This is a genomic window from Shewanella sp. SM68 (assembly GCF_025653925.1).
Lineage (GTDB): Bacteria > Pseudomonadota > Gammaproteobacteria > Enterobacterales > Shewanellaceae > Shewanella > Shewanella oncorhynchi.
On the sequence record NZ_JAKKRU010000012.1, the window covers coordinates 86875 to 112335 of the forward strand.

General features: G+C 45.7%; 23 protein-coding genes, 1 other RNA gene and 1 pseudogene. 9 read left to right on the forward strand and 16 right to left on the reverse strand.

The features are described 5' to 3' along the window. Positions 1–26: 26 nt before the first annotated feature. Positions 27–215: pseudogene (locus tag L5M40_RS18085) on the forward strand (hypothetical protein); the annotation flags it as partial. 127 nt (positions 216–342) lie between these two features. Here the strand turns inward: L5M40_RS18085 and L5M40_RS18090 are convergent. The 6 genes from L5M40_RS18090 to L5M40_RS18115 form a co-directional block, all read right to left on the reverse strand. Then, a complete protein-coding gene (locus L5M40_RS18090; protein WP_263257011.1) occupies positions 343–948 on the reverse strand; it encodes a hypothetical protein in 606 nt (201 codons plus the stop codon). A gap of 96 nt (positions 949–1044) precedes the next feature. After that, positions 1045–2082: an acyltransferase family protein gene (locus L5M40_RS18095; RefSeq protein ID WP_212600605.1), complete on the reverse strand. Its 1038-nt coding sequence runs from the start codon at positions 2080–2082 to the stop codon at positions 1045–1047. A 2-nt stretch (positions 2083–2084) separates the two neighbouring features. Then, complete coding sequence (locus L5M40_RS18100) at positions 2085–3482, reverse strand: hypothetical protein (protein ID WP_263257013.1); 1398 nt, start codon at positions 3480–3482, stop codon at positions 2085–2087. A 193-nt stretch (positions 3483–3675) separates the two neighbouring features. Continuing rightward, the gene (locus tag L5M40_RS18105) at positions 3676–4026 is read right to left on the reverse strand and encodes a YkvA family protein (RefSeq protein ID WP_263257032.1); all 351 of its coding nucleotides are present in this window, start codon (positions 4024–4026) and stop codon (positions 3676–3678) included. A 49-nt stretch (positions 4027–4075) separates the two neighbouring features. Then, the gene (locus L5M40_RS18110) at positions 4076–4834 is read right to left on the reverse strand and encodes a helix-turn-helix transcriptional regulator (protein ID WP_263257014.1); all 759 of its coding nucleotides are present in this window, start codon (positions 4832–4834) and stop codon (positions 4076–4078) included. 24 nt (positions 4835–4858) lie between these two features. Next, positions 4859–5401, reverse strand: a complete 543-nt coding sequence (locus L5M40_RS18115) for a YbhB/YbcL family Raf kinase inhibitor-like protein (RefSeq protein WP_263182444.1) — start codon at positions 5399–5401, stop codon at positions 4859–4861. 503 nt (positions 5402–5904) lie between these two features. Here L5M40_RS18115 and speFL point away from each other — a divergent pair. The 4 genes from speFL (at position 5905) to L5M40_RS18130 (ending at position 11157) form a co-directional block, all read left to right on the forward strand. Continuing rightward, positions 5905–5988, forward strand: coding sequence for a leader peptide SpeFL (gene speFL, locus L5M40_RS22630; protein WP_224022194.1), 84 nt, complete (start codon positions 5905–5907; stop codon positions 5986–5988). 321 nt (positions 5989–6309) lie between these two features. Further along, complete coding sequence (gene speF / locus L5M40_RS18120; RefSeq protein WP_105250508.1) at positions 6310–8472, forward strand: ornithine decarboxylase SpeF; 2163 nt, start codon at positions 6310–6312, stop codon at positions 8470–8472. A gap of 86 nt (positions 8473–8558) precedes the next feature. Beyond that, positions 8559–9878: a putrescine-ornithine antiporter gene (gene potE, locus L5M40_RS18125; RefSeq protein WP_105250509.1), complete on the forward strand. Its 1320-nt coding sequence runs from the start codon at positions 8559–8561 to the stop codon at positions 9876–9878. A gap of 124 nt (positions 9879–10002) precedes the next feature. Continuing rightward, positions 10003–11157: a porin gene (locus L5M40_RS18130; protein ID WP_263257016.1), complete on the forward strand. Its 1155-nt coding sequence runs from the start codon at positions 10003–10005 to the stop codon at positions 11155–11157. A 374-nt stretch (positions 11158–11531) separates the two neighbouring features. On the opposite strand, the gene L5M40_RS18135 is transcribed toward L5M40_RS18130, so the two are convergent. Beyond that, positions 11532–12107 carry a gluconokinase gene (locus L5M40_RS18135; protein ID WP_411569088.1) on the reverse strand — a complete coding sequence of 192 codons (576 nt, stop codon included), beginning with the start codon at positions 12105–12107 and terminating at the stop codon, positions 11532–11534. 70 nt (positions 12108–12177) lie between these two features. Here L5M40_RS18135 and gntU point away from each other — a divergent pair, with 70 nt between their 5' ends. Next, positions 12178–13521, forward strand: a complete 1344-nt coding sequence (gene gntU / locus L5M40_RS18140) for a gluconate transporter (RefSeq protein WP_105250511.1) — start codon at positions 12178–12180, stop codon at positions 13519–13521. Between the two features lie 53 nt (positions 13522–13574). On the opposite strand, the gene gntR is transcribed toward gntU, so the two are convergent. The 3 genes from gntR to L5M40_RS18155 all read right to left on the reverse strand — a co-directional run bounded on the left by gntR (position 13575) and on the right by L5M40_RS18155 (position 17844). Then, positions 13575–14573 carry a gluconate operon transcriptional repressor GntR gene (gntR, locus tag L5M40_RS18145; RefSeq protein WP_263257020.1) on the reverse strand — a complete coding sequence of 333 codons (999 nt, stop codon included), beginning with the start codon at positions 14571–14573 and terminating at the stop codon, positions 13575–13577. Positions 14574–14794: 221 nt separating this feature from the next. Then, positions 14795–17218 carry a YgiQ family radical SAM protein gene (locus L5M40_RS18150; RefSeq protein ID WP_168826037.1) on the reverse strand — a complete coding sequence of 808 codons (2424 nt, stop codon included), beginning with the start codon at positions 17216–17218 and terminating at the stop codon, positions 14795–14797. Positions 17219–17433: 215 nt separating this feature from the next. Further along, the gene (locus tag L5M40_RS18155) at positions 17434–17844 is read right to left on the reverse strand and encodes an MAPEG family protein (RefSeq protein WP_113941441.1); all 411 of its coding nucleotides are present in this window, start codon (positions 17842–17844) and stop codon (positions 17434–17436) included. 157 nt (positions 17845–18001) lie between these two features. Between L5M40_RS18155 and L5M40_RS18160 the strand changes: the two genes are divergently transcribed. Together L5M40_RS18160 and L5M40_RS18165 are read left to right on the forward strand one after the other, a co-directional pair. Next, complete coding sequence (locus L5M40_RS18160; protein ID WP_105250515.1) at positions 18002–19222, forward strand: threonine/serine exporter ThrE family protein; 1221 nt, start codon at positions 18002–18004, stop codon at positions 19220–19222. A 191-nt stretch (positions 19223–19413) separates the two neighbouring features. Next, positions 19414–21060: a hypothetical protein gene (locus tag L5M40_RS18165; RefSeq protein ID WP_263257022.1), complete on the forward strand. Its 1647-nt coding sequence runs from the start codon at positions 19414–19416 to the stop codon at positions 21058–21060. Positions 21061–21125: 65 nt separating this feature from the next. Here L5M40_RS18165 and L5M40_RS18170 read toward each other — a convergent pair whose 3' ends face one another. Then, a complete protein-coding gene (locus L5M40_RS18170; RefSeq protein WP_263257024.1) occupies positions 21126–21830 on the reverse strand; it encodes a DJ-1/PfpI family protein in 705 nt (234 codons plus the stop codon). 238 nt (positions 21831–22068) lie between these two features. On the opposite strand from L5M40_RS18170, the gene L5M40_RS18175 reads away from it, so the two are divergent. After that, entirely contained in the window at positions 22069–22695 is a 627-nt protein-coding gene (locus L5M40_RS18175) for a TetR/AcrR family transcriptional regulator (RefSeq protein WP_263177066.1), read from the forward strand. Positions 22696–22723: 28 nt separating this feature from the next. Here L5M40_RS18175 and L5M40_RS18180 read toward each other — a convergent pair whose 3' ends face one another. The 5 genes from L5M40_RS18180 to rsmI all read right to left on the reverse strand — a co-directional run bounded on the left by L5M40_RS18180 (position 22724) and on the right by rsmI (position 25458). Then, positions 22724–22978: a hypothetical protein gene (locus L5M40_RS18180; RefSeq protein ID WP_263177067.1), complete on the reverse strand. Its 255-nt coding sequence runs from the start codon at positions 22976–22978 to the stop codon at positions 22724–22726. 11 nt (positions 22979–22989) lie between these two features. Further along, a complete protein-coding gene (locus L5M40_RS18185) occupies positions 22990–23493 on the reverse strand; it encodes a hypothetical protein (protein ID WP_263177068.1) in 504 nt (167 codons plus the stop codon). 9 nt (positions 23494–23502) lie between these two features. Further along, on the reverse strand, positions 23503–23826 hold the full coding sequence (locus L5M40_RS18190; RefSeq protein ID WP_113941447.1) for a DUF883 C-terminal domain-containing protein: 324 nt from the start codon (positions 23824–23826) through the stop codon (positions 23503–23505). A 372-nt stretch (positions 23827–24198) separates the two neighbouring features. Then, an RNA gene (gene rnpB / locus L5M40_RS18195) (RNase P RNA component class A) lies at positions 24199–24550 on the reverse strand. Between the two features lie 65 nt (positions 24551–24615). After that, complete coding sequence (rsmI, locus tag L5M40_RS18200; protein ID WP_105250522.1) at positions 24616–25458, reverse strand: 16S rRNA (cytidine(1402)-2'-O)-methyltransferase; 843 nt, start codon at positions 25456–25458, stop codon at positions 24616–24618. Positions 25459–25461: the final 3 nt, after the last annotated feature.

The window sequence follows — 25461 nt, forward strand, 5'->3', positions numbered from 1 at the left end:
ACTAAAAGTATTCACCCACCTTCTGGATTGATGAAGACGCCATGTACAGGATAAAGTATCTGCGAGGTGGTACGCTGAGGATGCGAAATGATAACGCTCAGGTGGGAGAGACTTACACCATGATAAAGGCTCTGAACAAGCTTATAGTGCTATTTATGCCTGAAACCCAGCATATCGTCCAATATTTAAACAGCCATAAAAGTTCTGCTCACTGAATCTGCTTAGGAAACAATGAGTTGACTGAGTTTAATGCAAGGCTGAGCCCGTGTAGTGTCGTTATCCACATAAACGGGCAACATAAGCAGGTGATGAACACAATTTTGAGCTAGCTTGATAACAACACTAGTCGTGTCCCCAAGGTTTGGGCGGTAATGCTACTGGCTGGGTAAGATCAAAATCGACTTTGAAATCGCGGTTTTCGCGCGTGAGTTGATAACTAAACGTTGTTGGCGTAATTTCCATGTGCCACACATTGGTAATCGACTGAGTGAGTCCATTCTTGACGAAGTTATCGATAGATTCCCTATCAATGGGAAATGACTGTTTCTGTACTGTCCCATCATTCATAGTGTCGCCGCCATACATGGTCACAGCATCTTCACTTCCATCCTGATGGCGATGGTCGTGCTTCAACTTAAGCCCTTGCTGGGTTTTAGTCAGCACCCAAGTACGCGAGTGGTTATCACCCACATGGAACGGGATCTTGAGCTCAGTGTCGCTACATTCACGCACGTGCATAATTAACGACTTGCCGCTAAAGGCCGAATCAGCCGTGTCACCCGATACCACTTTTCCCGCAAAGGCTTGGCCACAATGGGCCGCGATTTGTGCGAAAAAAGTATTCTGCGTCTTGGTGGATAGCGACTCAACTTGAGCGGCGATGGATGGCAACGCGATAAAAGACAAACTGATGAGCCCGAGGCTCGGTAGGGTAATGTTGGGATTCATTATGTTCTCCACTTTTTTAGATGGAAAACACCCTAACACTAGGAAATAAATTCAAACTGAATTTCACCTAGTGTTAGTGATGATAAACCAAAGTGATTACCAGCCGATATAAGTACGCGATCGATTACCCAGACGCTTTTTGATAAAGCGAGCCGTCATAATACTGCCTACCATCATGAAAATGAAAATCCCAGCGGAAAAGAGCACGCTAGTCACAGCAGAATCTGGTGGGAAGCGGAAACGCATTACGGTTGCAGCTGTGTTAAATAGCATATCGAAGAGTGGATGAATAAAGAAAATTGCAAAACTCATCTCGGCGACTTCGACTAACCAAGGCAAACGACTTCGTCCCGACAACCATTCACAGAAATTCAGTACTAATACACATAAACAAAGTTTCTGAATAAACTGCCAATCGATACCGTTATACTCAAACGGTGCCTTATGATAGTTACCAATATGCTGCACTATGTAAGTTTGTTCGACTAAGCTCACCACTAAAAAAATCATCGCTAGTGCGGTAAAAATAGAGCCAAAGCGCGTCACAATATGTTCATCTTGCGAATATAAAATACCAATCAAATAGAAAGGTACAAAATACACGACTGAGTGGATGAAATTGACGTTACCTATAGGTCTATGCAATAGGATTGCTACCACACAGCTCAGTACAAATAGTGTCCAACGCATCTGCTGCGAGCAACGGATAAACCATAAAAAAATCGGCGAGAATAAAAACACCGCCATGATGAAGGGAATGTACCAGTGCGGATACAGAATATAACCGTTACGCACAGTATAAAAAATACTCAGCAAGACATTATCGAGCGGCTGATGCTCCATAAATATCCAGCGCAAACACAAACAAAATAGACCAATCAATGACACAACTAAAAAAGGATAAAGTACGTTTTGTACTTTGTTCTTCATAAACTTGCTGTAGTCGAAATCCTTATAAAAAATGCGGTGGAAAAAGTATCCCGAGATAAACACAAATAACGCCGTGCCACCACGCAATAGATTTTCCAGCAACAGCGGGAAACCTTCACCAGAGTTGTAAATACTGTGGCCAAGCACGATAAAGATAATCGCAATGCCACGCATATAGGTAAATTCGAGCTGATTTTTTCTCATTATTAATTCATCGCACAGTAGAGGGTTCTTCCATCAACAACACTCGCAGAAACCCTAATAGTTCCATGGACTTCCGCTTCGTTGAATACCAGATACTGACCCTCACGCTGAAAGGGGAATGCTAAAGGTAACAGAGTTGCCGCCTCAATGCCCTCACAAAAATTTTGTACCGGAACATCGAGTAATGGACTGCCACTCACTGACAAGTTACTAAATTGCGCACTCATCCCTAAATAAGCTTGAGTCATTTCCTCTTGATAGGGCACCACATAAAAGCCAGAACGTACGTCACCCACATCGATAAAACTGCTGCTATCGCTCACGCTCGGCATAACCAATAACGGCACTTTTGGATCCTGCACATTCAACAACAACTGAGACAATTTTGCTTGAGTGGCAGGGTAATACGCTAGCATCTCCTGCAGCTGTTTCTTTTGTTTAGCGTCTTTCTTGTCTAGCGGGGATACAGGCTTTACGCGGTTCAGTAGTAAATCCACAGGTAACATACCCGACATGACCGACTCTTTCCACACATAAGGGTCTTGAGTGCTATCCAACAATATGCCCGCCAGAGCGCCAATATTTGCCGCCTCAGCCGTCCAACCAACCCACATCTTCTGCTGTTGATAATAGTCATACACATATTTTGTCAGTATTTGCTGATAACCAAGTAAAGTTTGATTTTGACTCAACACACGCGCACCAGCGGCCAATTCCACATACTTAGCGCTGCCTTCAACAAGATCATTGATGTAACCGACTCGATCTTCATTCGGCGCAATTTGGCGCCATTGCTGCAACCAATAGGCTGCATAGCTAAGGTATAATGACTGTTGCTCGGGTTGTGCCAGCGCCGCCATTAAGGCATCAAATAACTGTAAACGATAATAGCGAGCATCGAAGTTGAGCGGAAAGACTTCGCCCTCATAACGCTTACCGTCTTCCAATACTCGCCATTCGGATTGGGCATAAAAATGGAAGGCTTCATGCAAGCCATTGCTCGCCCAGATTAAAAAAGCTAAATCCGTTGGCTTAGTGTCGCGAGTAAATTGGATGTTCGGCACTTCGAGCTGGATCAATACGCCTGGCTGGCCATTATATTGTGGAAAGCCGAAACTCACCGATAGACCAGAGTGCAGATTGACCGACTCTAACACACTGTTATCTTGAATTATTTCGCCACCAGGCTGTCGAAGCCAGACATTACCAGCATAACTAAAAAGGTGTACTTTATCTTCAAGGCGAAAACTGGGCCACAAAGCTTCGCTCTGGTGACTATTCTGTGCCATAAAATCGAGGTAAAGACGGGCGAGTTGTTCCGGAGAGGCCTCATCGGCAAACGCGGGGGTAGCGGCAGAGACACCTAAAAGCCATAGGATCACTACCATAATATTTTTCATTTATCTGCCTAAACAAACACAAGGGGTTTACAAAACAGCGCTAGCATATAGCGCAATCAAGCAATAGTGAAACATTTGCAAAAAAATATTTTTACCCCAGAAAATCTCAGTCAAAACCAAATCAACGACTCCTAATGAAATCATATTTTTAGCACAATTTTGCATCACTTAGGCGATTGCGTTCGCAATAGGCTTAAGTCTTAGGTTCGGTCGGCTTATCTCCAAACCACAGTGCGAGTTTATCCGCCGCAAGGGATTTCACTTCATCATCGATATATAAGGTCACCATAGTCAGGGCAGCGGCAAGAGCACCTAAATCATCGGTAAAGCCAACTAAAGGAGTCAGATCGGGAATCGCATCTAAAGGCAAAACAAAATACGCTAAAGCGCCGTAGATGACTGACTTAGCCCACTTAGGCGTATTGGGTTGTTGCGCTGCATAATAAAGCCATAGTGCCCGCTCGATGACCTCTCTACCTGCTTGACGGCTAAAGAGTTTGATCTTGTTCCAAAATCCGCTGTCAGTAAATTGCTCATCCGCCATCATATCTCTCCAGTACCCTAAAGTTGTTTGGGTATATACCCATGCCACTTCACAGTGTACGACGATAAGCCGCAGGGGTCAGGCCAAATTGTTGCTTAAAACGTAAGGAAAACTTTTCCGCAGATTGATAACCACAGGCCAAAGCCACTTGCAATACTGGCTCGCTCGAATTCTGCAACATGGCTAAACCATGACAAAGCCGCACTTCTGCCAGTAACTGCCTAAAACTGGTGTCTTCTAAGGCCAATTTACGCCTAAGGCTTGCCGTGCTCATGTGTAACTTGTCGGCAATATCCTCCTGCTGCCATGACGCCGCAGGACTCATACTCATCAAGGCCAAGGCCGCTTGAGTCACGCTGCGTTGGGTGTGTCCATACAACCAGTTCACACTGCGTTTATCCGGCAAACTTAACAGTAACGCGGCCAAATAATGTAGTTGAACAGGATCGGCCAGAGACAAGGTCAAACTCTGTAATAGCGCATTCCAAGCTAAGTCCACAGCGCGTGATATGTTTTGGACTGGCATAGGGTCACGCCAATCGGTAGCACTTGATAAAATACCTTGGGGTAAATCGTGGGGGAGTAATAACTGCACCGCCCGATAACGCCCAAGAAAAGGTCGATTAACAAAGCTAATATGCGAACCAGCAGGAATTAACAGTAACTGCCCTTGGCCTACTAAAACAGATTCATCTTGCCAGAGCAGAGACTTTTCACCATAGATAACCCGAATAATCGACGGCTGATGTACAGGGACTTGAGATAAAGATTGTGCCTGCTTCGAATCATATTCAAACATACGGATCATGACACCAGCCTAATTATCAATGGATTATCGATTATATACCGCAGTCAACTTGGCGTTGCCGAGCGCTTGTGCCCTGAGCATAAAGCCCAATAAGGCAGGGCTAGCATCCTTTGGCAATTCTAAAGCACTGGGTAATGCCCACACAGTAAATTCATACCTGTGAACGCCATGACCTTGGGGCGGGCATGCGCCACCAAAATTTGTAGTACCAAAATCGTTCTTCAAGGCAATGGCGCCTTTGGGCAGAGCATCAACATGCGAGCCCGCACCTTGTGCGAGCGAAGTTTGCGCTACGGATAAGTTATATACGGCCCAGTGCCACCAACCGCTGCCCGTTGGCGCATCAGGATCATAAGCTGTCACTGCAAATGCTTTAGTTCCTGTGGGCACCTCAGTCCAAGTCAGTTGCGGCGAAATATTTTCCCCTTGGCAACCAAAGCCATTAAACACTAATTGCGATGTCAGTTTATTGCCCTCGCTCATATCTTTGCTCGTTAATGTCATAGCACTTGCTTGTCCAACGAATAACCCAAGCACTAAACTCGCCCCTAACCACCCTTTATTCATGTCTATCTCCTATTCATGTTCGACCTGACTCACTTTACGTCAATCAAAAAAATAACATCTGCCCTAAAACGACAACTTTCTGCCCCAAATGCTCAAATGTGAGAAAAAAGTTATCATTTTTGCATTTTTCAAGCAGGAAGATGATTTTGTAACGAAAATATCTGCATAACAATGCAAATATGGAATGCGGTATAAATCGGAATGATGATTACAGCAGCCTTTAAATTAAGATTAGATATTTGAAATAAGATATTTTATGCAAATAATATTATTTAAATAATGCTGACAATATTTACTTTCATAATTTAGATAAAGATACTTAAGCATGATTGACTCCATTTAATATTGATAAATTAAGTTAAATTGACGTGCTAATTATTTAAAAATAAGACATAGGTCATGATTTTATTTATAACTCGCATATAAACTTCATTACGTAATAAAAACCTAACCATTTTCTCTAAGTCATAATGGAGTCGTATATGAAGAGGAAATCTAAAATTATGGCGCATATCAGGCGCACACGGCATATCATGATGCCTAGTCAACGTGACTATTTCGATCACTCCTTTATCTTCCTCCGCTAACCTTAGCGTAGGTAGTAGGCCAATTAACAGGTCTAAAGTGCTATTGCTCTAATAGGCGCAAACACTTATCGTACTGTTTTCATTTGGTTTATTATCTAACACCTTAATCAAAGCATTCTTTTATCAGTGCAGTTTTACTGCGGCTAAGCTATTCATACGCTCAATAAATATATTTCTACTTATATTTATTTCGTAACTTTGGCATAACCACATTTAATCTGCGCACGGAATAGCTATATCTAATTTTCATACCATTAATGTTTTTAATTAGGTATAGGCACACTTGTATCTATTTTTTATAAAGTAAAAGGGAAATTAACTATGAAATCATTAAAAGTAGCCGCTAGCTTATCTGTTAGATCTTGTTTCGATATCGACAGAGAAGTTGTCAATGTATTAACCACAGATTTTTGCGATGTGGGCGCGGCTGTCGTCTCTGTTGATGATGTTAGAAATGGTATTGTTGAAAAGATTAAAAACACCGGATTGAAACTGCCCATTTTCGTTTCAGTTTGCTGTGAAGAAACCTTCCCTGATGATGTTTGCTCATCGATTACAGGGGTATTTGAACTCTGCGGTGATAACACTGACTTCTACGGAAAACAGGTTGAGACTGCAATAAGTAAATATGAACAAGCGCTATTGCCACCTTTCTTCGGTACGTTAAAAAAATACGTCGAAATGGGTAACTCTACCTTTGCCTGTCCTGGTCACCAAGGTGGACAATTCTTCCGTAAACACCCTGTGGGCCGCCAATTCTTCGACTTTTTTGGCGAAACAATTTTCCGCGCGGATATGTGTAATGCCGACGTGAAACTGGGTGATTTACTGATCCATGAAGGCGCTCCACTGGAAGCACAGAAATACGCTGCCAAAGTTTTTAATGCCGATAAAACCTATTTCGTACTTAACGGCACTTCGTCATCAAATAAAGTCGCGACTAATGCGCTGTTAGCGAAAGGCGACCTCGTGTTATTCGACCGCAATAACCACAAATCAAACCACCATGGCGCATTAATTCAAGCTGGTGCTACACCTGTTTATTTAGAAACGGCACGTAATCCCTTCGGATTTATTGGTGGCATTGATGCCCACTGTTTCCAAGAGTCCTATTTAAGAGAGCAAATTCGTGAAGTCGCACCAGAAAGAGCAGATGAAAAACGCCCGTTCCGCTTGGCGATAATCCAACTCGGCACCTATGACGGCACCATCTACAATGCTCGACAAGTGATTGATAAAATTGGCCATCTTTGTGACTACGTCTTATTCGACTCGGCTTGGGTGGGTTATGAACAGTTCATCCCTATGATGAATGACTGCTCACCACTCTTGCTCGAACTGACTGCTGAAGATCCAGGCATTATCGTGACTCAGTCGGTGCATAAACAGCAGGCGGGTTTCTCACAAACCTCACAAATCCATAAAAAAGATAAACATATCAAAGGCCAAGATAGATATTGCAACCATAAACGCTTCAACAACGCCTTTATGATGCATGCCTCTACCAGTCCCTTCTATCCTTTATTTGCGGCGCTAGATGTAAACGCGAAAATGCATGAAGGCGCAAGTGGTCGTTATCTGTGGCGCGAAGCGGTAAAAGCGGGTATCGAAGCACGTAAGCTATTGCTCAAAAAGTGTAAATATATCAAACCATTCGTGCCAACAATGATCGACGGCCGCCTATGGCAAGACTATGAAACCGAACAAATGGCCGATGACTTACGCTTCTTCGAATTCGAACCTGGTCAGAAATGGCACTCCTTCGAAGGTTATGAAAAAGGCCAATACTTTGTTGACCCTTGTAAGTTCTTATTAACAACACCGGGCATAGATGCTGAAACTGGCAAATATACCGAATTTGGTATTCCAGCGACTATTCTGGCTAACTTCTTACGGGAAAATAATATTATTCCAGAGAAGTGCGACTTGAATTCGATTTTATTCCTGATGACACCTGCTGAAGATATGGCCAAGATGCAACATCTGGTATCACAAATATCTCGTTTCGAGAAATTAGTCGATGAAGATGCGCCATTATCTGAAGTATTACCTAACGTTTATAACGCCAATAAAGCCCGTTATAAAGACTATTCTATCCGTCAACTCTGCCAAGAAATGCACAATCTCTATGTCAGCCATGACGTAAAACAACTGCAGAAAGAAATGTTCCGTAAAGCGCATTTCCCAACAAAAGTGATGGACCCGCAGGAAGCAAACCTAGAGTTTATTCGTGGCAAAGTAGAATTAGTCCCACTCTCGCAAATTGAAGGAAGAATTGCAGCAGAAGGCGCACTCCCTTACCCACCAGGCGTGTTATGTATGGTGCCAGGTGAAATATGGGGCGGTTCTGTTCAGCGTTATTTCCTTGCCCTTGAAGAAGGCATCAACCTATTACCTGGATTCTCACCAGAACTGCAAGGTGTTTATCTCGAAAATACCGCAGACGGCAAAATTCAAGCAATGGGCTATGTACTAAATAAATAATGAAGACTGACTGCAGAGTTTATTAACCCCACTCTGCAGTCAAATTCATGCCTCCTATAATAAGTCACCTAAATTAGGTTATTAGTATGAGTAAATCAGAAAATAAAATTGGCGTCGTCCAATTAACTATTATCACCATAGTCAACATGATGGGTTCGGGCATTATTATGCTGCCAACCCAATTAGCTCAAGTCGGTACTATCTCCATTTTATCTTGGTTAGTAACAGCAGCAGGGTCAACGGCCCTCGCCTTCGCCTTTGCTAAGTGCGGTATGTTCAGTAAAAAATCCGGTGGTATGGGCGGTTATGCCGAGTATGCCTTCGGCCGTTCTGGCAACTTTATGGCCAACTACACCTATGCCGTCTCGCTGTTAATCGCCAACGTCGCGATTGCCATCTCTGCCGTGGGTTACGCTGCCGTGTTGCTGGAAGTTAACTTAAGCCCGATGGCAATTTGTCTTGCGACCATTGGTGTACTTTGGTTGGCAACCATTGCTAACTTCGGTGGTGCCCGCATCACGGGTCGCGTCAGTAGCGTGACTGTGTGGGGAATTATTCTGCCAGTGATTGGCGTATCTTTAATTGGTTGGTTCTGGTTTGACATCGACCTCTATAAAGGCGCATGGAACCCGCATGATATGCCATTCTTCAAAGCGTTAGGCGGTTCTATCGCTATGACTTTGTGGGCGTTCCTCGGTTTAGAATCGGCCTGTGCAAACTCAGAAGCCGTCGATAACCCAGAAAAAAACGTACCTATCGCCGTGATGGGCGGTACCTTAGGTGCAGCAGTGATTTATATCGTTTCCACTAACGTCATTGCCGGTATTGTGCCAAATGCCGAGCTTGCCATGTCGAATGCGCCATTCGGCTTAGCCTTCGCACAAATGTTTAATCCAGTAGTTGGTAAAATCGTGATGGCCTGCGCCATTATCTCCTGTACTGGATCACTCTTAGGTTGGCAGTTCACTATTGCCCAAGTGTTTAAAGCCTCTGCCGATGAAGGATTTTTTCCGAAAATTTTCTCTAAAGTCAGCAAAGCCGATGCGCCAATTTGGGGCATGACTATTATCGTCTCGATCCAAACAGCACTATCGCTGATGACCATTAGCCCATCACTGAGTAAGCAGTTCGAAGCACTCGTTAACCTCGCCGTCGTCACCAACATTGTGCCTTATATCTTATCTATGGCCGCGCTTGGCATAATGCAAAGACAGCAAAAAGTGCCCATCAATAAAGCCCGCGTTGCCAACGTGATCGCCGTAATCGGTGCGTTATATAGCTTCTACGCTCTGTACAGCTCTGGCGAAACCGCAGTGATGCTTGGCGCCATAGCCACCTTCTTCGGTTGGACAATTTTCGGCGTGATCTCTAACCAAGCGCCTGTTGCCGACACACGTCCAGCCTAAATACGGCTAACGCATGATCGAAAACGATTAATACCAACATCCACATCAAGACTAACGATAACTCAGGGATCATAGGCCAAACCTATGATCCCCTGGAGAATACTTGCTCATTATCGGGGGATTTATGAATAAGACTTGTCTCGCTTTAGTGTTACCTATGCTATTAACGGCCACCAGCAGTCAGGCGGTTGAACTCTATAAAGATGAAAAAAACACATTAAATTTAACGGGTTGGTTAGGGTTTGCAGCATTAAATGACAGCCACGATACTTCAGTTATCGACGACTCGTCACGCCTAAGATTCAGCTTCGAACGCAGCGAGAAAAATGGTTGGACCGCTTTTGCTACCACAGAATGGGGGATCAACATGGTCTCCAGCGACGATGGGCTAGTGATGCAAGGGGGCAAACTCGCCGCCGAAAAAACCGATGATTTTCTCTATAACCGCTTAGGTTATGTTGGCATGTCACATGATACATGGGGCAACCTGAGTTTCGGTAAACAATGGGGCGCCTATTACGATGTCGCAGGCACTACAGATTTACCGAACGTATTTGCAGGTTACAGCGTTGGCGCTTACACCTTCGGTGATGGCAGCCTCACAGGTACAGGCCGTGCCGATTCCGCCTTCATTTACCGTAATAATTTAGGCCCAGTACAAATCGCCCTGCAATATGCCGCCAAAACCAATGGTGATGTCAGCCTAAAGAACGATGATGGTAGCGAGATGACCAACTCAGAACTGAGTTTTGACAGCAGCTACGGCGCCAGTATCACTTATGCGGTAACCGATAAATTTAAGCTACTCGCAGGTTTTAACCGCGGTGATTTTGAAGGCCACTTAGGCAACACTCAAGTCGATGAAACCAATGAAATTGTCGGCATTGGTGCCATGTATGGTGACTACTATCACTATGCCGAAGGACGTGAGGCCAACGGTCTCTATGTGGGCTTTAACGCTCACAAAAGTAAAAATAATGAACTGGTCAACGGCGATCTCTACGACGCCACTGGTGCCGAGTTGATGACGGCCTATCAATTCGACAACGGTTTTGTGCCCATGGTTGTACTCAGTTATTTAGATTTAGACACAGATGCAACTACGCCTATCCAAGGTAAATGGACTCGCCAATTTGCCATGCTGGGACTGCATTATCGCTACAGTAACGACACTGTGATGTTTGCCGAGATGAAGCTAGATTTCAGTGATATGGATGATCCTGCACTCGAAGCACAGGAAGACAACAGCTTCGCAGTGGGGATCAACTACTTTTTTTAGGACTAAAGGAGATGTTAGCTAAGGTTTCTAAAGCGCTCATTCTACTTTGGCATTGCTTAATCGCATGAAGCAGGACGATTTTGAGTATAAGTCTTTAGTGACAGTTCTAATCATATGTTGAGTTAAATCATGTTTAGCAAGATAGGCAGCTCGCGTCATCGCTCATATGCGTGAGCTTATTTGAGACTGAGGTGCGGCGCACGTTCCGTCTACAAACGCTCGCCGTAACACTCATTAGATGGTACCGCAGGCTTACCATTATCTCTACGCCACTCCAAGTTAGTTTCTGGAGTGGCTTTTTTTCTAAAAAATTGAGCGGTTTAAGCCGATGTGCATTACGACTTTGCGCTTGACTTCAATGGCCAACGTTGACCTTACCCTTCGCCATTTATCGCATTAATACAGCGTTGTACGACTTCTTCGAAAGTGCCATCTATACTCACTTGGATAACGTCAGCTTCATCAGTCGCGGGCATTTCCAGCGTGTCGAACTGACTCTTGAGTAGCTCAATCGGCATGAAGTGGGCTTTTCTGGCAAACATGCGTGTTTTGACTAATTCAAAATCTCCGTATAGATGAATGAACACCAGCTTGCTGTTGTTCTGACGGATTAAGTCACGATACTGGCACCGCAGTGCAGAGCAGACAATAACCCCCTGCTCCCCCTTTTGCTCAATGCTATACACAGCGTCGTTGATACGCTCAAGCCAAGGAGCGCGATCGCTATCGTTGAGCGGTGAGCCAGATTTCATCTTGATAATATTGGCTCTAGGATGCAGATCATCACCATCAATAAATTTCGTCTCTAACGCCTTTGCGACCGCGGCACCAATCGAAGATTTGCCACAACTAGAGACGCCCATGAACACATAGCTATTGCCTTTTTTTCTCTCAGTCACTTTGTTAACCTCATGCCAATTCTCGAATTTAGTCACTTCCCACTCTACCATATTACGGGTAACATGTTACCGGTAACCTACAAAAATGTGGACAACTTAACTAACAAGGAAAAGTCCTCTTATGTCTGATATGTCATTGATTCTGACAGCACTGGGTTCAATTGCCCTGCTACTGTTCTTAGTGATGAAAGTGAGATTACATGCAGTAGTATCACTGATACTGGTGTCGATCATTGCCGGCCTTTTCTCTGGCATGAACCCAGCCGATATCACCAATACGATTCAACAAGGTATGGGGGGAACACTGGGCTTTGTGGCGGTAGTGGTCGCTTTGGGAGCCATGTTTGGCCGGGTAATGGAAGAGACTGGCGCGCTAGATCAGATAGCCCATACACTGCTGAATAAATTTGGTAACGACAAAGCTCACTGGGCCATGACCTTTACAGGCTTTATCTGTGCACTCCCCCTCTTCTTCGATGTTGCTGTGGTACTGCTGATTGGCATCGCCTTTGCCGTGGTTCGTAAAGGGGGCGGCAGTGTCGTTAAAATTGGTATTTCACTGCTCGCGGGTATTGCCACTTGTCAGGCATTTCTCATCCCTGCACCAGGGCCTATTTTGGTCGCTTCCCAGCTCAATGCCGACTTTGGCTACATGATAGTCTTCGGTTTATTGGCATCGATTCCGGCGATGATTCTAGGCGGCCCGCTCTTTGCCAGCCTCATCTCCCAAAAAGTCCATGTTGAGCTGCCTGCCCACGAGCAGCAGGAAAAAGGTGAACGAGAAGGCGGACCGATCCCCTCATTCGCGCTATCAATCAGTATTGTGGTGTTCCCACTGCTGCTTATCGGTTTAAAGACAGTGGTGTCACGCTTTATTGATGAAAAATCCGATCTGCATAATTGGCTCGCCTTGATAGGTCATCCCTTCACCGCCATTTTGCTAGCCTGTTTAATCGCATTCTATGTGCTAGGCGTTAGACGCAATATTCCCAATGAGCGCATCATGGAAATCTGTAGCAGTGCGTTACAACCTGCTGGGATCATTATTCTCGTCACCGGTGCTGGTGGCGTGTTCAAGCAAGTGCTGATTGACTCGGGGGTCGGCGATGCATTAGGCAATATGTTGGCAGGTTCGGGATTACCGATTGTAATACTGGCATTTATTTTGTCGGCGTCGGTGCGCGTGATCCAAGGGTCGGCAACCGTGGCCATGTTAACGGCTTGCGGCCTTATCATCCCGATACTTGAACCACTAAACTTAGATGGTGCTCAATTGGCGGCAATTACGATTGCCATTGGCGGTGGTTCGATTGTGCTCTCGCATGTCAATGATTCAGGTTTCTGGCTCGCTAACCGTTTTCTTGGATTGTCAGAAAAACAAACACTGCAAACTTGGACTGTAATGGAGACCATTATTGGTACGACGGGCGGCATAGTCGCAGTCATCATCTCTGCGTTTCTCTAACGATAACCTGTGATGACAAACATAAGTCGTTAAGCGAAAGAACAAGGGGAAGTCTACAGTGTTTCCCCTAAATCAATACGATAGCCCAGGTCGATAACCGATTCTGCTATCTCTTTGCCATTTAGCCTGTCTAATAGCTCAGTGGCAGCAATTCGACCAATCTCTTTTCTCGGCGTAATAATGCTCGCCAATTTTGGCGTCATAGATTGGCCAATATCATGGCCATGAAACCCTGCAACGCCAATTTGTTCAGGGATCTTGATGCCTTGTCTTTGACACTCAAATATCACCCCCGCAGCCAAATCATCGTTGGTGCAAAAAAAGCTATCCACATAGGGATATTTCGCTAATGTTTGTTGCAATAACGACGCCCCCAAGGAAAACGACGAGGCCTCATTTGTGGTCATCGCCAAAGGTGTAAGCTGAGCCTCCTGCATCGCTAACTCGTAGCCTCGCATCTTAAGCTGAGTGCGAATATCCATGCGCGCGCCTAGGTAGGCAATGTGGCGATAGCCTTGTGCAATCATGGCCTTAACCATTTCGCATGCGGCCGCTGTATTATCGAAACCCACACACTGTTGAATCGAAGGCGACACGCTATCCATCATTTCGATGACCGGAATGCCCGCCGTTTCAATCATTCGCACGGTACGCGGCGTGTGGTAACTTTCGGACAAGAGTAAGCCATCGATATTGTAAGAGAGCAGTGATGCAACCCGCTCTTCTTCTAATTCGGCCTGATACCCGTAGTGAGCCAGCATGGTTTGATAACCGCGTTTGCCGGTCACATTCTCAATACCGCGCAGCACTTCAGCAAATACTTGGTTGGTTAACAAAGGCACTAACACGCCAATAGCGCGACTGGTTGCTTGCGCTAAAATTTCCGGCGCGCGATTAGGAATATAACCTAAGGTTTCTAGTGCGACAGCAATCTTCTCTTGAGTGCTTTGCGCCACCCTTGTTGGATTTTTTAAATAGCGACTCACCGTCATTTTGGTGACCCCAACTTGATCGGCAACGTCTTGAAGACTGGGTCTACGCTTTTTATTCATAATATCTAATGTTAGTTAACGAACCGCGGATATGGGTGAGATGTATAGCTAAAATATCGAATATAAACAAATAGTAGACATAAACATCAGACAGGGATCTTATAATAGTTCGCCCAGCGATACCAGTTGAGGACTATTTTAGCGGAATGACCATGCTAGCTAGGCCACTCCAAACCATATCTGGAGCAGCCTTTAAACATTATTTGTGATGTCGAAAAGTGTTACTTAGCCTGTTGGCGCCCCTGAGAGGGCTTGCCTGCAGATTTGCCACCCGTTTTTGATGGGTTTCCGCCTTTAGCCTGAGAGCCTCCTGCCTTAAAACCAGACTGGCCGAAAGGCGCTTTCGCTCCCGGACGGCTCGAATGGGCTCCACTGGGTTTAGAGCCACTGGGTTTAGCTCCCGCTGGCTTAGCGCCATTCGCTGCAGGTTTTCCGCCTTTAGCGGCGGGTTTTGACTCAGCACCAGCCTGAGCTTGCGCGCCGCCTTTCGCCGCACCTTTAGATTTGCCATCGCCCTTGCGGTCATCAAATTGATTGCCCGAGAAGCGAGTAAAGGCTTTTTGGCCTTGGTTGGCATCTTTCATCCACTTAGGTCCGCGCTCATTTCGACCTTCTGGCGGCACTAATTGATGCGGACTATTACCGATCAAGTCTTCACGCCCCATGGCGGTTAACCCTTCACGGATTAATGGCCAACCCGCAGGATCGTGATAACGGAGCAATGCTTTGTGCAAGCGACGTTGGCGCCCTTTCTTCGGCACAGATACCACTTCGCTGGTGTGCTTGACGTTTTTCAGCGAGTTTAACTCGGTATGATAAATCGTGGTCGCATTCGCCATCGGTGACGGATAAAAATTCTGTACTTGATCGAGCTTAAACTTACGTTCCTTCAACCACAACGCTAAGTTCACCATGTCTTCGTCGGTCGTACCTGGATGCGCCGAAATAAAGTAAGGGATCAGGAACTGCTCTTTGCCCGCTTCCTTAGAAAACTTATCGAACAATTCTTTAAACTTATCGTAGGCGCCCATGCCAGGTTTCATCATCTTGCTGAGCGGACCTTCTTCGGTATGCTCAGGGGCGATTTTTAAGTAGCCGCCCACATGGTGCTGCACTAACTCTTTAACATAAGCCGGATCTTCGATCGCCAAGTCGTAACGCACGCCAGAGGCAATCAATACTTTCTTGATGCCAGGTACGGCACGCGCAGCGCGATACAAGTCGATAGTATGTTTATGATCTGTGCCTAAGTGGCCGCAAATTGATGGGAACACACAGGATAAACGCCTACAGGTTTTTTCAGCCTTTTCGCTGGTACAACCTAAACGGTACATGTTGGCTGTAGGGCCGCCTAAATCGGAAATCACTCCAGTAAAGCCGGGCACTTTATCCTGAATATCTTTGATTTCTTTAACAATCGACTCTTGTGAACGACTCTGAATGATTCGGCCTTCATGCTCGGTAATCGAGCAGAAAGAGCAGCCACCAAAGCAACCACGCATGATGTTGATAGACGTCTTGATCATGTCATAGGCAGGGATTTTTTCCTTGCCATAGATAGGATGAGGAATGCGCTGGTAAGGTAAATCGAATACGGCATCCATCTCATCGGTATTAAGCGGCCATGCAGGCGGATTCACCCAAACGGCGCGGTCGCCATGGGGTTGAAATAACGCACGGGCACAACCTGGGTTTTGCTCTTGGTGCAAAATCCGTGAAGCATGGGCATATAAATATTTGTCTTCAGAGACTTTTTCAAACGCTGGCAGCAGCACATAGGTTTTATCCCATGGCTTAGGTTTAGGCGGTTGAACGCTAATAGGCTTAGGGGCTTCGTTATCGAAAATTTTCACATCCGACGGGCCGGACAAGTTAGCACAACCCACATCATCGGCGCCGTAAGGATTCGGCAGCGGCTCTATCTTGTGCAATTGGTCAATCTTGCGCGAGTCCATACCGCGCCATTCGGGCAGTGGCTCTTTACGGATAACGGCTGTGCCGCGCACATCGTGCAACGAGCTTATCGGTTCACCGGCAGCTAAGCGGCGTGCCACTTCGACTAAAGGACGCTCGGCATTGCCGTACATCAGAATGTCGGCCTTGGCATCGAAAATCACACTGCGGCGTACTTTATCCGACCAATAATCGTAATGGGCGATACGGCGTAAACTGGCTTCGATACCACCAATAATCACAGGCACATCTTTAAAGGCTTCTTTACAGCGCTGGGTGTACACAGTCACGGCGCGATCTGGGCGCTTACCACCAATATCACCCGCGGTATAAGCATCGTCAGAACGTAAACGACGGTCGGCGGTGTAACGGTTAATCATCGAATCCATGTTACCGGCGGTGACGCCAAAAAACAGGTTTGGACGACCCAATTGCATAAAGGCGTCTTTGCTCGACCAATCGGGCTGGGAAATAATGCCGACTCGGTAACCTTGGGCCTCTAACATACGGCCGATCACTGCCATGCCAAAGCTTGGGTGATCCACATAAGCGTCGCCTGTGACTATGATGATGTCACAGCTATCCCAACCAAGCTTATCCATCTCCTTGCGAGACATAGGTAAGAAAGGCGCAGTGCTGTCGCCCGTGGCCCAATACTTGGGATGACTAAAGAGTGTGGATTCAACTTGCATGGATTGTGACCCGAAAACGTAATGTCAAATAAAGGCGCCACGAAAATAAGTTACGCCAATTTAGGGACGCGGAGTATAGCAGGGAACGGAGGATAGATGCGATTAAAAAAACACCAATCGAGGTATTTTCAGGGGTATTTGAGCCAGAAGCGTAATACCCCTAAATCCGCTATGGATATGGCTTAGGGCGGAATTGACCGCCCAAACCTGCCAGCCTAGAGACCCTTTCCTAAACCTTGAGCAAAATGCAGCAAATTCACCAGCGCCAAACTGATAATCACTAGCCAAGTGAGCAATACGCCCCAAAAACGACCAAAATGGTAACCACCTTGGCCTTGAGTTAAGCCAATAGCATGAAGTAAGCGCGCCACTATCCACACAGTCCCAAAACAGTGTAAATAAAATGCAGGCAAGCCACCCGCTTCGGCCACCAGCATTAAAATCAATACGATAGGCGCATTTTCGATCAGGTTAACATGTACTCGATTAGCCAAAGCTAAGGTGCTGTTACCACCATCGCCTAGGCCGATTTTCTGACCTCGCCTTAATTTCACTACTCGATAAGCTAAAGCGACAATTAATAGCCCTGTGAGGCTAGCGTAAAGACCCGTTACCATCAAAGACATGCATATTTCCCCTTATCAAAAAGCTGACTATAGCCCGAGCTGCAAAAAATCAGCAATTTATTTGTATTAAGGTTAAAAGCCATTAACCTTTTATAGACAAGATAGGTTAATATGCGCGCGTCATTCCCTACAACTTTTTATACAGTGAATACCCCGATTGGATAACGACGAGTTTATCGAAAAACGCAGATTTATCATAAAGCTAGGCAAAGCCTTGCATAAGTTTGGCACACCCGCTTATCGTCTAGAAACCCACTTACAAACCGTTGCTCGCACCTTAGGTATCGAAGGCTATTTCCTTATTTCTCCGACGTCGATGACCTTCGTTTTGCAACATGATACCGATCAAGAATATAACCATGCCGCTCGAGTTAAGCCCGGTGAACTCGATTTAGGCTCACTCGCCCGCACCGATGAATTGGTCGATGAGTTAACCTCAGGTAAACGCACTTTGGCCGAGGCCTTAGATCGCTTAGAAGAAATTGCCAATAAACCCAATCCCTATGGCCCTGTATTAACTTGCTTTTCTTTTGGAACTTCTGCCGCCGCTTTCGCTATGCTGATGGGCACGGGTTGGAACGATGTATTTTGGTCAGGATTATTAGGCTTATTCGTCTATGGCTTGGTATACCGTGCCGAACGCTCGGCCCGCATGGCCGAAGTGCTCGAACCCTTCGCCACTATCCTTTGCGCCATCGCAGCCTGTGGCATAGCGCGTATCGATCCAAATATTAATATCCCAGTAGTGATCCTCTCCTCCATTATTATTTTTATTCCCGGCTTAGCCTTAACCTTAGGTTTAGCCGAACTCGCCGCACGGGATTTAATTTCTGGCACGGCGCGCATCATGGATGCGAGCATGCAATTATTTAAGCTGTACTTTGGCGCAGTGCTCGGCATGGCAATCGGTAAGGCTATGTTCGGCGAAGCGATTCATATTGAACCTGAGGGTTTACCTCGCTGGGCAATTTGGTCGGCGGTTCCGATTCTATCTATGGCGCTGGTTTTTATCTTCAAAGCAAGGATGCAAGATTCGCCTTGGGGCGTATTGGCAGGGATAGTGGCGTTTTTCTCAGCCATGCTCGGCGGACATTATTTTGGTGATTCGGTGGGGATCTTCTTTGGTGCCTTGGCAGTAGGAATTTATTCTAACCTCTTCGCCCGCTGGATGAAGGCGCCAGCCTCCATCGCCCTGTTGCAGGGAATAGTGATCTTAGTCCCCGGCAGTAAAACCTATATCGGACTCAATGCACTGATCTCAGGTGAGACCATGCTCAATCAGTCGCACATAGGCTCGCAAATCTTTTTGATTTTTATGTCGCTAATTGCGGGGCTCATCTTTGCTAACGTCGCTGTCCCACCTAGGCGTACACTGTAACAATCGCTAATCCGGCTGGAGCCCGCGCCCAGCCGCTACCTCAAGATAATCTTAAGCTAACCTTAAGTAAAATAAGAAACTTATTAAAATGTTTCCTTGACTAACACTCGTTTTCCATGTGTTATTAAATTGTGAATTGCAACGTGAAATTGTTTTCGCTGCAGTCGTCGATTTCATGGGAGTGGCCTTTTATGCAGAAATTTTTTCAGTATGCATGCATCCTATCTTGTTGTGTTGGCAACCTAATCAGGATTGCCCAAGCAGAAGAGGCTAAGCTCGCCGATCCCGCAAACCAAGATCAAACAAAACAAAAAGTCAGCAAGATTGTGGTGGTCAATAACCCCATTTTTGATGAGTCAGATCCCGATGCTTTTTTCATTCACCGCTGGGCTAACGCCCTGCATATCAATACCAAAGAATATGTGGTTCTCGATAATTTAACCTTCAGCGAAAATGATACTGTTACACAAAAAGATCTCGACGAATCCCAACGACTTTTACGGGCAATGCCTTATATTCGCGATGCGAAAATTTATATCGCAGAAAAAGATCCCCAAACCGATGTCGATCCATCCGTTGAGTCCGTGGTGGTGGAGACTTGGGATAATTGGTCATTATTACCGACAGCGAGTTTGAGTAGTTCAGGTGGCGACACCCGTTACTCCTTCGGGCTCAAAGAAGACAACTTGCTTGGAACGGGGATCCGCACTCGACTTAAATATCAATCTAATGAATCCCGGAATGGCTATAAATTTGCTTTCGAAGCTCCGCTCAGCATTATTGAGCACGGCACAGTTGCCGCTGAGTTCTACGACAATAGCGACGGCCAAGCTAAACACGTTTATGTAAGTAAGCCCTTCTATTCCCTCAATACGAGTACCATGTATTCGGCGGAGTTTTTAGACGATAACCGTACAGATACCCTCAGACAAAATGGGCAAGAGGTGAATGAGTTCACACACACAGTCGACTATCTCAATCTGCAATACGGCTGGTTAATTAATAAAAACAGTCAGCACCTTTCTCGCTTTATTACCGGTGTTACCCAAGACAAACATGAGTTTGCCAATTCAGATCTCTACCCCAATTCGATGCTGCCTCAAGACAGGGACTTTATGTACCCTTGGGTCGCCTACGAGTTTATCGAAGATGATTTCCACGTACTGAATAATGTTCACCTGATCACCAACAATGAAGACTTTAACTTAGGTTGGCATCACTATGTGCAATTCGGTATAGAAACCAATGATATAGGTGATAATAATCCCTTAGGCTACCACGTTAACTGGCAAAGCACTGGCGGGTATAAGTTTAACGATCAACTGTGGCTGTTAGAAATGGGGGGAACAAGCACTATCGGCACCACTCAAAAAGATACTTATAAGGTTGATATTCAAGCCGAATACTTCTATCAAATTCATCCTAAGTGGACGGCTTATGGCAAAGCTTGGGCTAGCCTTTCACAGAACACTTATCTGGATCTAACGAAAGGATTAGGGGATGAAACTGGCGTGCGCGGTTATCCAAACGAATACCAGCAAGGGGATAATCAGTGGTTACTGACCGCCGAGATACGCAACTACCCCAATATCAACTTATACCAACTGGCTGAATTAGGCTGGGCAGTCTTTGCCGATTTGGGTCAAGCTTCCGGCGGCCAACTCGCCGAGAATAACGAAGTCAGCGGACCACTGGGTAGCATAGGCATAGGCGCACGGATTTATTCCTCTCGATCCAGCTATGGCAACGTAGCCCATATTGATTTTTCACTCCCTTATACGGGCGGCGAGTCAGTAAACAGCTGGGAATGGCGATTCCTAGTGAAAAGCAGTTTTTAAACCTAAGCTACATAATAATCTTATGAACTATGTACTTTTTAAGACAATCTTTGGCGCCTTGTGGCCTAAAATAATCCTGACGCTATCAGCCTGACCTCCTGCTCAACCCTCTGTACCAAAAGAGCATCAGCCAATATAGGTGAGCCACAATTAAAGGGAGGTTTAGGATCATATTCAAACAATAACTGCAGTGTTTTAGCCTGTTGTTCACCCGCTATATTGGCAATGAGTGCCAAAGCAAAATCGAGCCCTGCAGTAATACCGCCGCCACTGATCCTATTACGGTCAATCACAATACGTTTATTTTCAAAGGTAATTTGAGGATATTGTGCCAACACTGAAGCATAAGCCCAGTGAGTGGTCGTGCGATAACCATTAAGTAAACCTGTTGCCGCAATAATCAAGGCACCAGTGCATACAGATGTAATGTATTGCGCTTGCTCCCCCTTGCATTTTAAGAAAGAAATGACTTGCTCATCCTGTATTTGCGCCAAAGGATTTGCGCTCCCAGGCACTAACAGGATATCTATCGGCGGACAATTATCGAAATCGTAATTAGGTTGTAAGTTAACGCCCGCATCACAGGGTAATAGCGTGCTGGTTTTCGCAAAAGTGAAGGTTTCAAATGATGGCACAAAGGCTAAAAACTGTAGTGGCCCATAGGCATCGAGCATCGTCATGCCTGGATAAAGGAAAATACCTACTCTTAATTTGTGCTTGATTGGATGATTTGTTTGATCACTTTGAGCCACTTCAATATTTTCACTCATCACAGATTCTCCATCGGTAGTGACAATTTCATATTTCAGGTAACACTGTCGTTGCAGTTAACCCTATGACCGTCACTATAAAGCCCATTATTCCCAACCATCAGGCACAAACTCGCCCGAATGTTTCAAATGGTACACCTGAGCCTATCTGTTCCACTTAAGCAAAAATCACAACACAAGAGCCATTGAGGCTAATGTATAATCAAACGCCTGAATTGAATTTGGAGCAAAATCCAGTATGCACACCAAGCCCCACATGCGCATAGAACAAAGCCCGCGAGCGATGCTCAAGGTTCTCCACGTTTTCAAGGAAATGCTTAAACAGCAAGATTATCGTGATATTGCAGTGGCAGATATTGCGCACAAAGCCGATGTCGGGCGCACGACGTTTTATCGCTACTTCAAGCGTAAGCTCGATATTCTTATTGCACTCCATCAAAATATTTTTGAAAATATCTTTGAAGATCTACAGTCAACCGAAGACTGGCTTTCAACTAATACCCCCCCCTCATTGGAAAAACTGCTTATTACTTTTAGCCGAAACAGCATGTTTCGCCGTTCCATGTCATTTAGACTAGGTAGCGACCTCGATGCAGCAACTAAACAATTACAAACTAAACTTGTGCAACATATTGAAAATAAATTGATCAACACCTTCAACACTGACGAATTTATTATTCCAAGCTACACATTAGCCCATAGCATAGCAGCTCTTTATTTATGCCAAATTCAACAACTTATCGCCAGTCCCACGCCTTGTCCGACACAACAAGCAAAATACTTACACTTACTGACTCGAGGCATGATTGTAGCTGCATTGACGACAACTAATAACAGCGAAACCCACACCAATGGAAATCATTAAGGTAAAAATCACAGCATTTACATCATTCTCAAGCGATGAGTTTGGTAATCCAACGCAAACCAAAAGTGCTACGCAGTAGTTTTACAGTGCTGTTGTGGCGCATTTGAAACAGGCAGCCAAGGCTAAAACTGACGATTAAACCTGGTGTCGACCCTATAAAATCACGACTGCTTTGCGCTAATTGTCGTTTCCTCATCAGTAACAAATCATGCTGCAACTGGCCTTGTTCCGTCAGCACAGTCAGCTTCAACTGCTGTTTTTTAAGTAAATGTTGAATTAGCATAGTCGCGCCTCCTATTTTTGATGTTCCGACTCTCGAGTCGAGAGCAAAAGCTGTAATTGCTGCCAAGTCTTCGAAAAGCCAGTTTGTGACAGCACATAGCCAAGACTACGCCAACACCAAAGCAATAAAACAAACTGTAGCACCACCAAAGCGATCACCGAGGCCAATAACGAACCGCTCAATTGAAACAGCATATAGCCCAACAGCAATAAAATACTGCCCCAGAATAACGTAATGCCAGTACCAAAACAGACGACTAAAGCCGCAGCGATAATCAGGCTACGCCCTGTTAACCGCCATTCTGCCGTTGCTATTTTCCCGGCCAACTTCAACTGCTCGAGATAGGCTTGCTTCACTGAACTGCTAAGAACAGCTATTTCAGCCAGTTGCTCCATTGCCTGATCAATAACTTTATGCTGGGCAGCAGCTGATGCTGTCTGCCCAGTTTTGGCGGTTTGCGCACTATGCTGGACGGGCCTTTGTTCTGGCGCCTCTGACCTTGCACGGTTTTGCATAAATCCACCTTAGCGACGGCGCAATAAAGCCGTTAATACCACACCAGCGGCAAAGGCAATCCCAGCTGTGGCCAATGGATTTTGCGCTGCCAACTCACGGGTTTTGCTATAAGAACTTTGCAGTTGTAATTTGATTTCCTCCTGCTTGAGCGCCAGAGTTTCCTGTGAGCTAGCTGCCGTTTTACGCAAAGTGTCTTCTGCAACTGCGGCTTTCTCTGCCACTGCATCAACGGCATGGTGCGTCACTTCAGTTGCTTTCGCTGTTGTGGGTGAATTTAAAGCACCGCTATCTTTACTGTTAGTTTGTTCTGCTACGCTTTTTGAACTGGCCATAGAAAGCCTCCTTGGTGAACACTGTGCAATGCAACAAGATGCTGCACTTTGCGTACAAACCAATGCAATGGCTATACCAAACAATATAAACGCATAAAAACAATAAGTTATAACTACTTTATTTCTATTAACCCTCCCAGTTAACGGTAGATGTTACCTGCATTGAGTAATTTTTACCTGCGACGAAGAAAGGCGAGAAATGGCTGTAATGGCGGCTAAACTGAAAGCTAAATAAGCGATAGACTGAAGGGCCGGGAGAACGAGATAACTCTTATTTTTTAATGAGTTAATCAAATAAAATTTATCATTACCGTATAAATTAAAAAACAAAAAGCCCGTTTGTCATTACGACAAACGGGCTTTTTGTTGAATGAGGTGAGTTGGCCGATAAGCCGGGTCCTGTCTTGGACAGTCATTCATCTAGGCCTGCAATCGCTCACAGGCTCAAGCGACCTACCCGGTTCCAACGCGAGCCACGCCATACGGAACCCTATTTGGTCTTGCTCCGGGTGGAGTTTACCTTGCTACGAACTATTGCTAGCCGCACGGTGCGCTCTTACCGCACCCTTTCACCCTTACCGACCTGATAAATCAGGCAGGCGGTCTACTCTCTGTTGCACTTGTCGTCGGTTCGCACCGCCCAGGCGTTACCTGGCACCCCGCTCTTTGGAGCCCGGACTTTCCTCCCCGTTCTTGCGAACGCGGCGACTGTCTGGCCAACTCGGCGCGGATTATAGCCTAAGCCACCCTGATGCACCACAGATAATCCGCTCGTAACCGTTTTAGCGCTTATAAATCAGACTCTAGGCCGTATTTGTACAGAGCGTTCTTTTTAAGTCCATGAATTTGCGCGGCAATTGCTGCGGCTTTCTTCAATGGTAATTCTTCACATAAGAGTTTGAGCGTATTAATAGCGACGGTGGGAATCGCTTCGTCATCACTCAAATGGTAGCCATGCACCATAAGCACGATTTCACCCTTCTGCTGATTCGGGTCAGTACTTACGGTGGCAAGCACCTCTGAGACAGGGCCAGATAAAAAAGTTTCGAAGGTTTTGGTCACTTCACGCGCCATGACGACGTGGCGTTCGCCACCAAGCACTTCAACCATAGTCGTTAGACTGTGCTCAATGCGGTGGGGTGATTCATAAAATATCAGCGTGCGCGGATCTTCTTTCAATGCTAATAACTTATCAGCGCGGGCTTTTTCTTTAGAGGGCAGAAAACCTTCGAAAGAAAAACGGTCCGATGGCAAACCCGAGGCGCTCAGGGCGGTAATTGCCGCGCAAGGGCCGGGCAAAGGGATCACATTAAACCCAGATTGGCGCACATGGGAGACCAAGTGATAACCCGGATCGGAAATCAACGGGGTACCCGCATCTGAAATTAATGCAATCGACAGCCCAGCTGCAAGCTGATCGACAATCCACTGGGCACGAGCACGCTCGTTATGATCATGCAGCGCCGTAGTTTTTGTAGTAATACCAAAGTGGCTCAATAACTTACCGCTGTGGCGAGTATCTTCACAGGCGATCAATGAAACCTGATTCAGCACCTCTATTGCCCGTGAGCTCATATCGCCCAAATTACCTATGGGAGTAGGAACTATGTAGAGTGCGACGCTTTGGTCCATATA

Bases quoted from the DNA above. Each gene is read 5' to 3' on its own strand.
- L5M40_RS18090 (WP_263257011.1), bottom strand. From the start codon at position 948: ATGAATCCCAACATTACCCTACCGAGCCTCGGGCTCATCAGTTTGTCT.
- L5M40_RS18095 (WP_212600605.1), bottom strand. From the start codon at position 2,082: ATGAGAAAAAATCAGCTCGAATTTACCTATATGCGTGGCATTGCGATT.
- L5M40_RS18100 (WP_263257013.1), bottom strand. From the start codon at position 3,482: ATGAAAAATATTATGGTAGTGATCCTATGGCTTTTAGGTGTCTCTGCC.
- L5M40_RS18105 (WP_263257032.1), bottom strand. From the start codon at position 4,026: ATGGCGGATGAGCAATTTACTGACAGCGGATTTTGGAACAAGATCAAA.
- L5M40_RS18110 (WP_263257014.1), bottom strand. From the start codon at position 4,834: ATGATCCGTATGTTTGAATATGATTCGAAGCAGGCACAATCTTTATCT.
- L5M40_RS18115 (WP_263182444.1), bottom strand. From the start codon at position 5,401: ATGAATAAAGGGTGGTTAGGGGCGAGTTTAGTGCTTGGGTTATTCGTT.
- speFL (WP_224022194.1), top strand. From the start codon at position 5,905: ATGGCGCATATCAGGCGCACACGGCATATCATGATGCCTAGTCAACGT.
- speF (WP_105250508.1), top strand. From the start codon at position 6,310: ATGAAATCATTAAAAGTAGCCGCTAGCTTATCTGTTAGATCTTGTTTC.
- potE (WP_105250509.1), top strand. From the start codon at position 8,559: ATGAGTAAATCAGAAAATAAAATTGGCGTCGTCCAATTAACTATTATC.
- L5M40_RS18130 (WP_263257016.1), top strand. From the start codon at position 10,003: ATGAATAAGACTTGTCTCGCTTTAGTGTTACCTATGCTATTAACGGCC.
- L5M40_RS18135 (WP_411569088.1), bottom strand. From the start codon at position 12,107: ATGGTAGAGTGGGAAGTGACTAAATTCGAGAATTGGCATGAGGTTAAC.
- gntU (WP_105250511.1), top strand. From the start codon at position 12,178: ATGTCTGATATGTCATTGATTCTGACAGCACTGGGTTCAATTGCCCTG.
- gntR (WP_263257020.1), bottom strand. From the start codon at position 14,573: ATGAATAAAAAGCGTAGACCCAGTCTTCAAGACGTTGCCGATCAAGTT.
- L5M40_RS18150 (WP_168826037.1), bottom strand. From the start codon at position 17,218: ATGCAAGTTGAATCCACACTCTTTAGTCATCCCAAGTATTGGGCCACG.
- L5M40_RS18155 (WP_113941441.1), bottom strand. From the start codon at position 17,844: ATGTCTTTGATGGTAACGGGTCTTTACGCTAGCCTCACAGGGCTATTA.
- L5M40_RS18165 (WP_263257022.1), top strand. From the start codon at position 19,414: ATGCAGAAATTTTTTCAGTATGCATGCATCCTATCTTGTTGTGTTGGC.
- L5M40_RS18170 (WP_263257024.1), bottom strand. From the start codon at position 21,830: ATGAGTGAAAATATTGAAGTGGCTCAAAGTGATCAAACAAATCATCCA.
- L5M40_RS18175 (WP_263177066.1), top strand. From the start codon at position 22,069: ATGCACACCAAGCCCCACATGCGCATAGAACAAAGCCCGCGAGCGATG.
- L5M40_RS18180 (WP_263177067.1), bottom strand. From the start codon at position 22,978: ATGCTAATTCAACATTTACTTAAAAAACAGCAGTTGAAGCTGACTGTG.
- L5M40_RS18185 (WP_263177068.1), bottom strand. From the start codon at position 23,493: ATGCAAAACCGTGCAAGGTCAGAGGCGCCAGAACAAAGGCCCGTCCAG.
- L5M40_RS18190 (WP_113941447.1), bottom strand. From the start codon at position 23,826: ATGGCCAGTTCAAAAAGCGTAGCAGAACAAACTAACAGTAAAGATAGC.
- rsmI (WP_105250522.1), bottom strand. From the start codon at position 25,458: ATGGACCAAAGCGTCGCACTCTACATAGTTCCTACTCCCATAGGTAAT.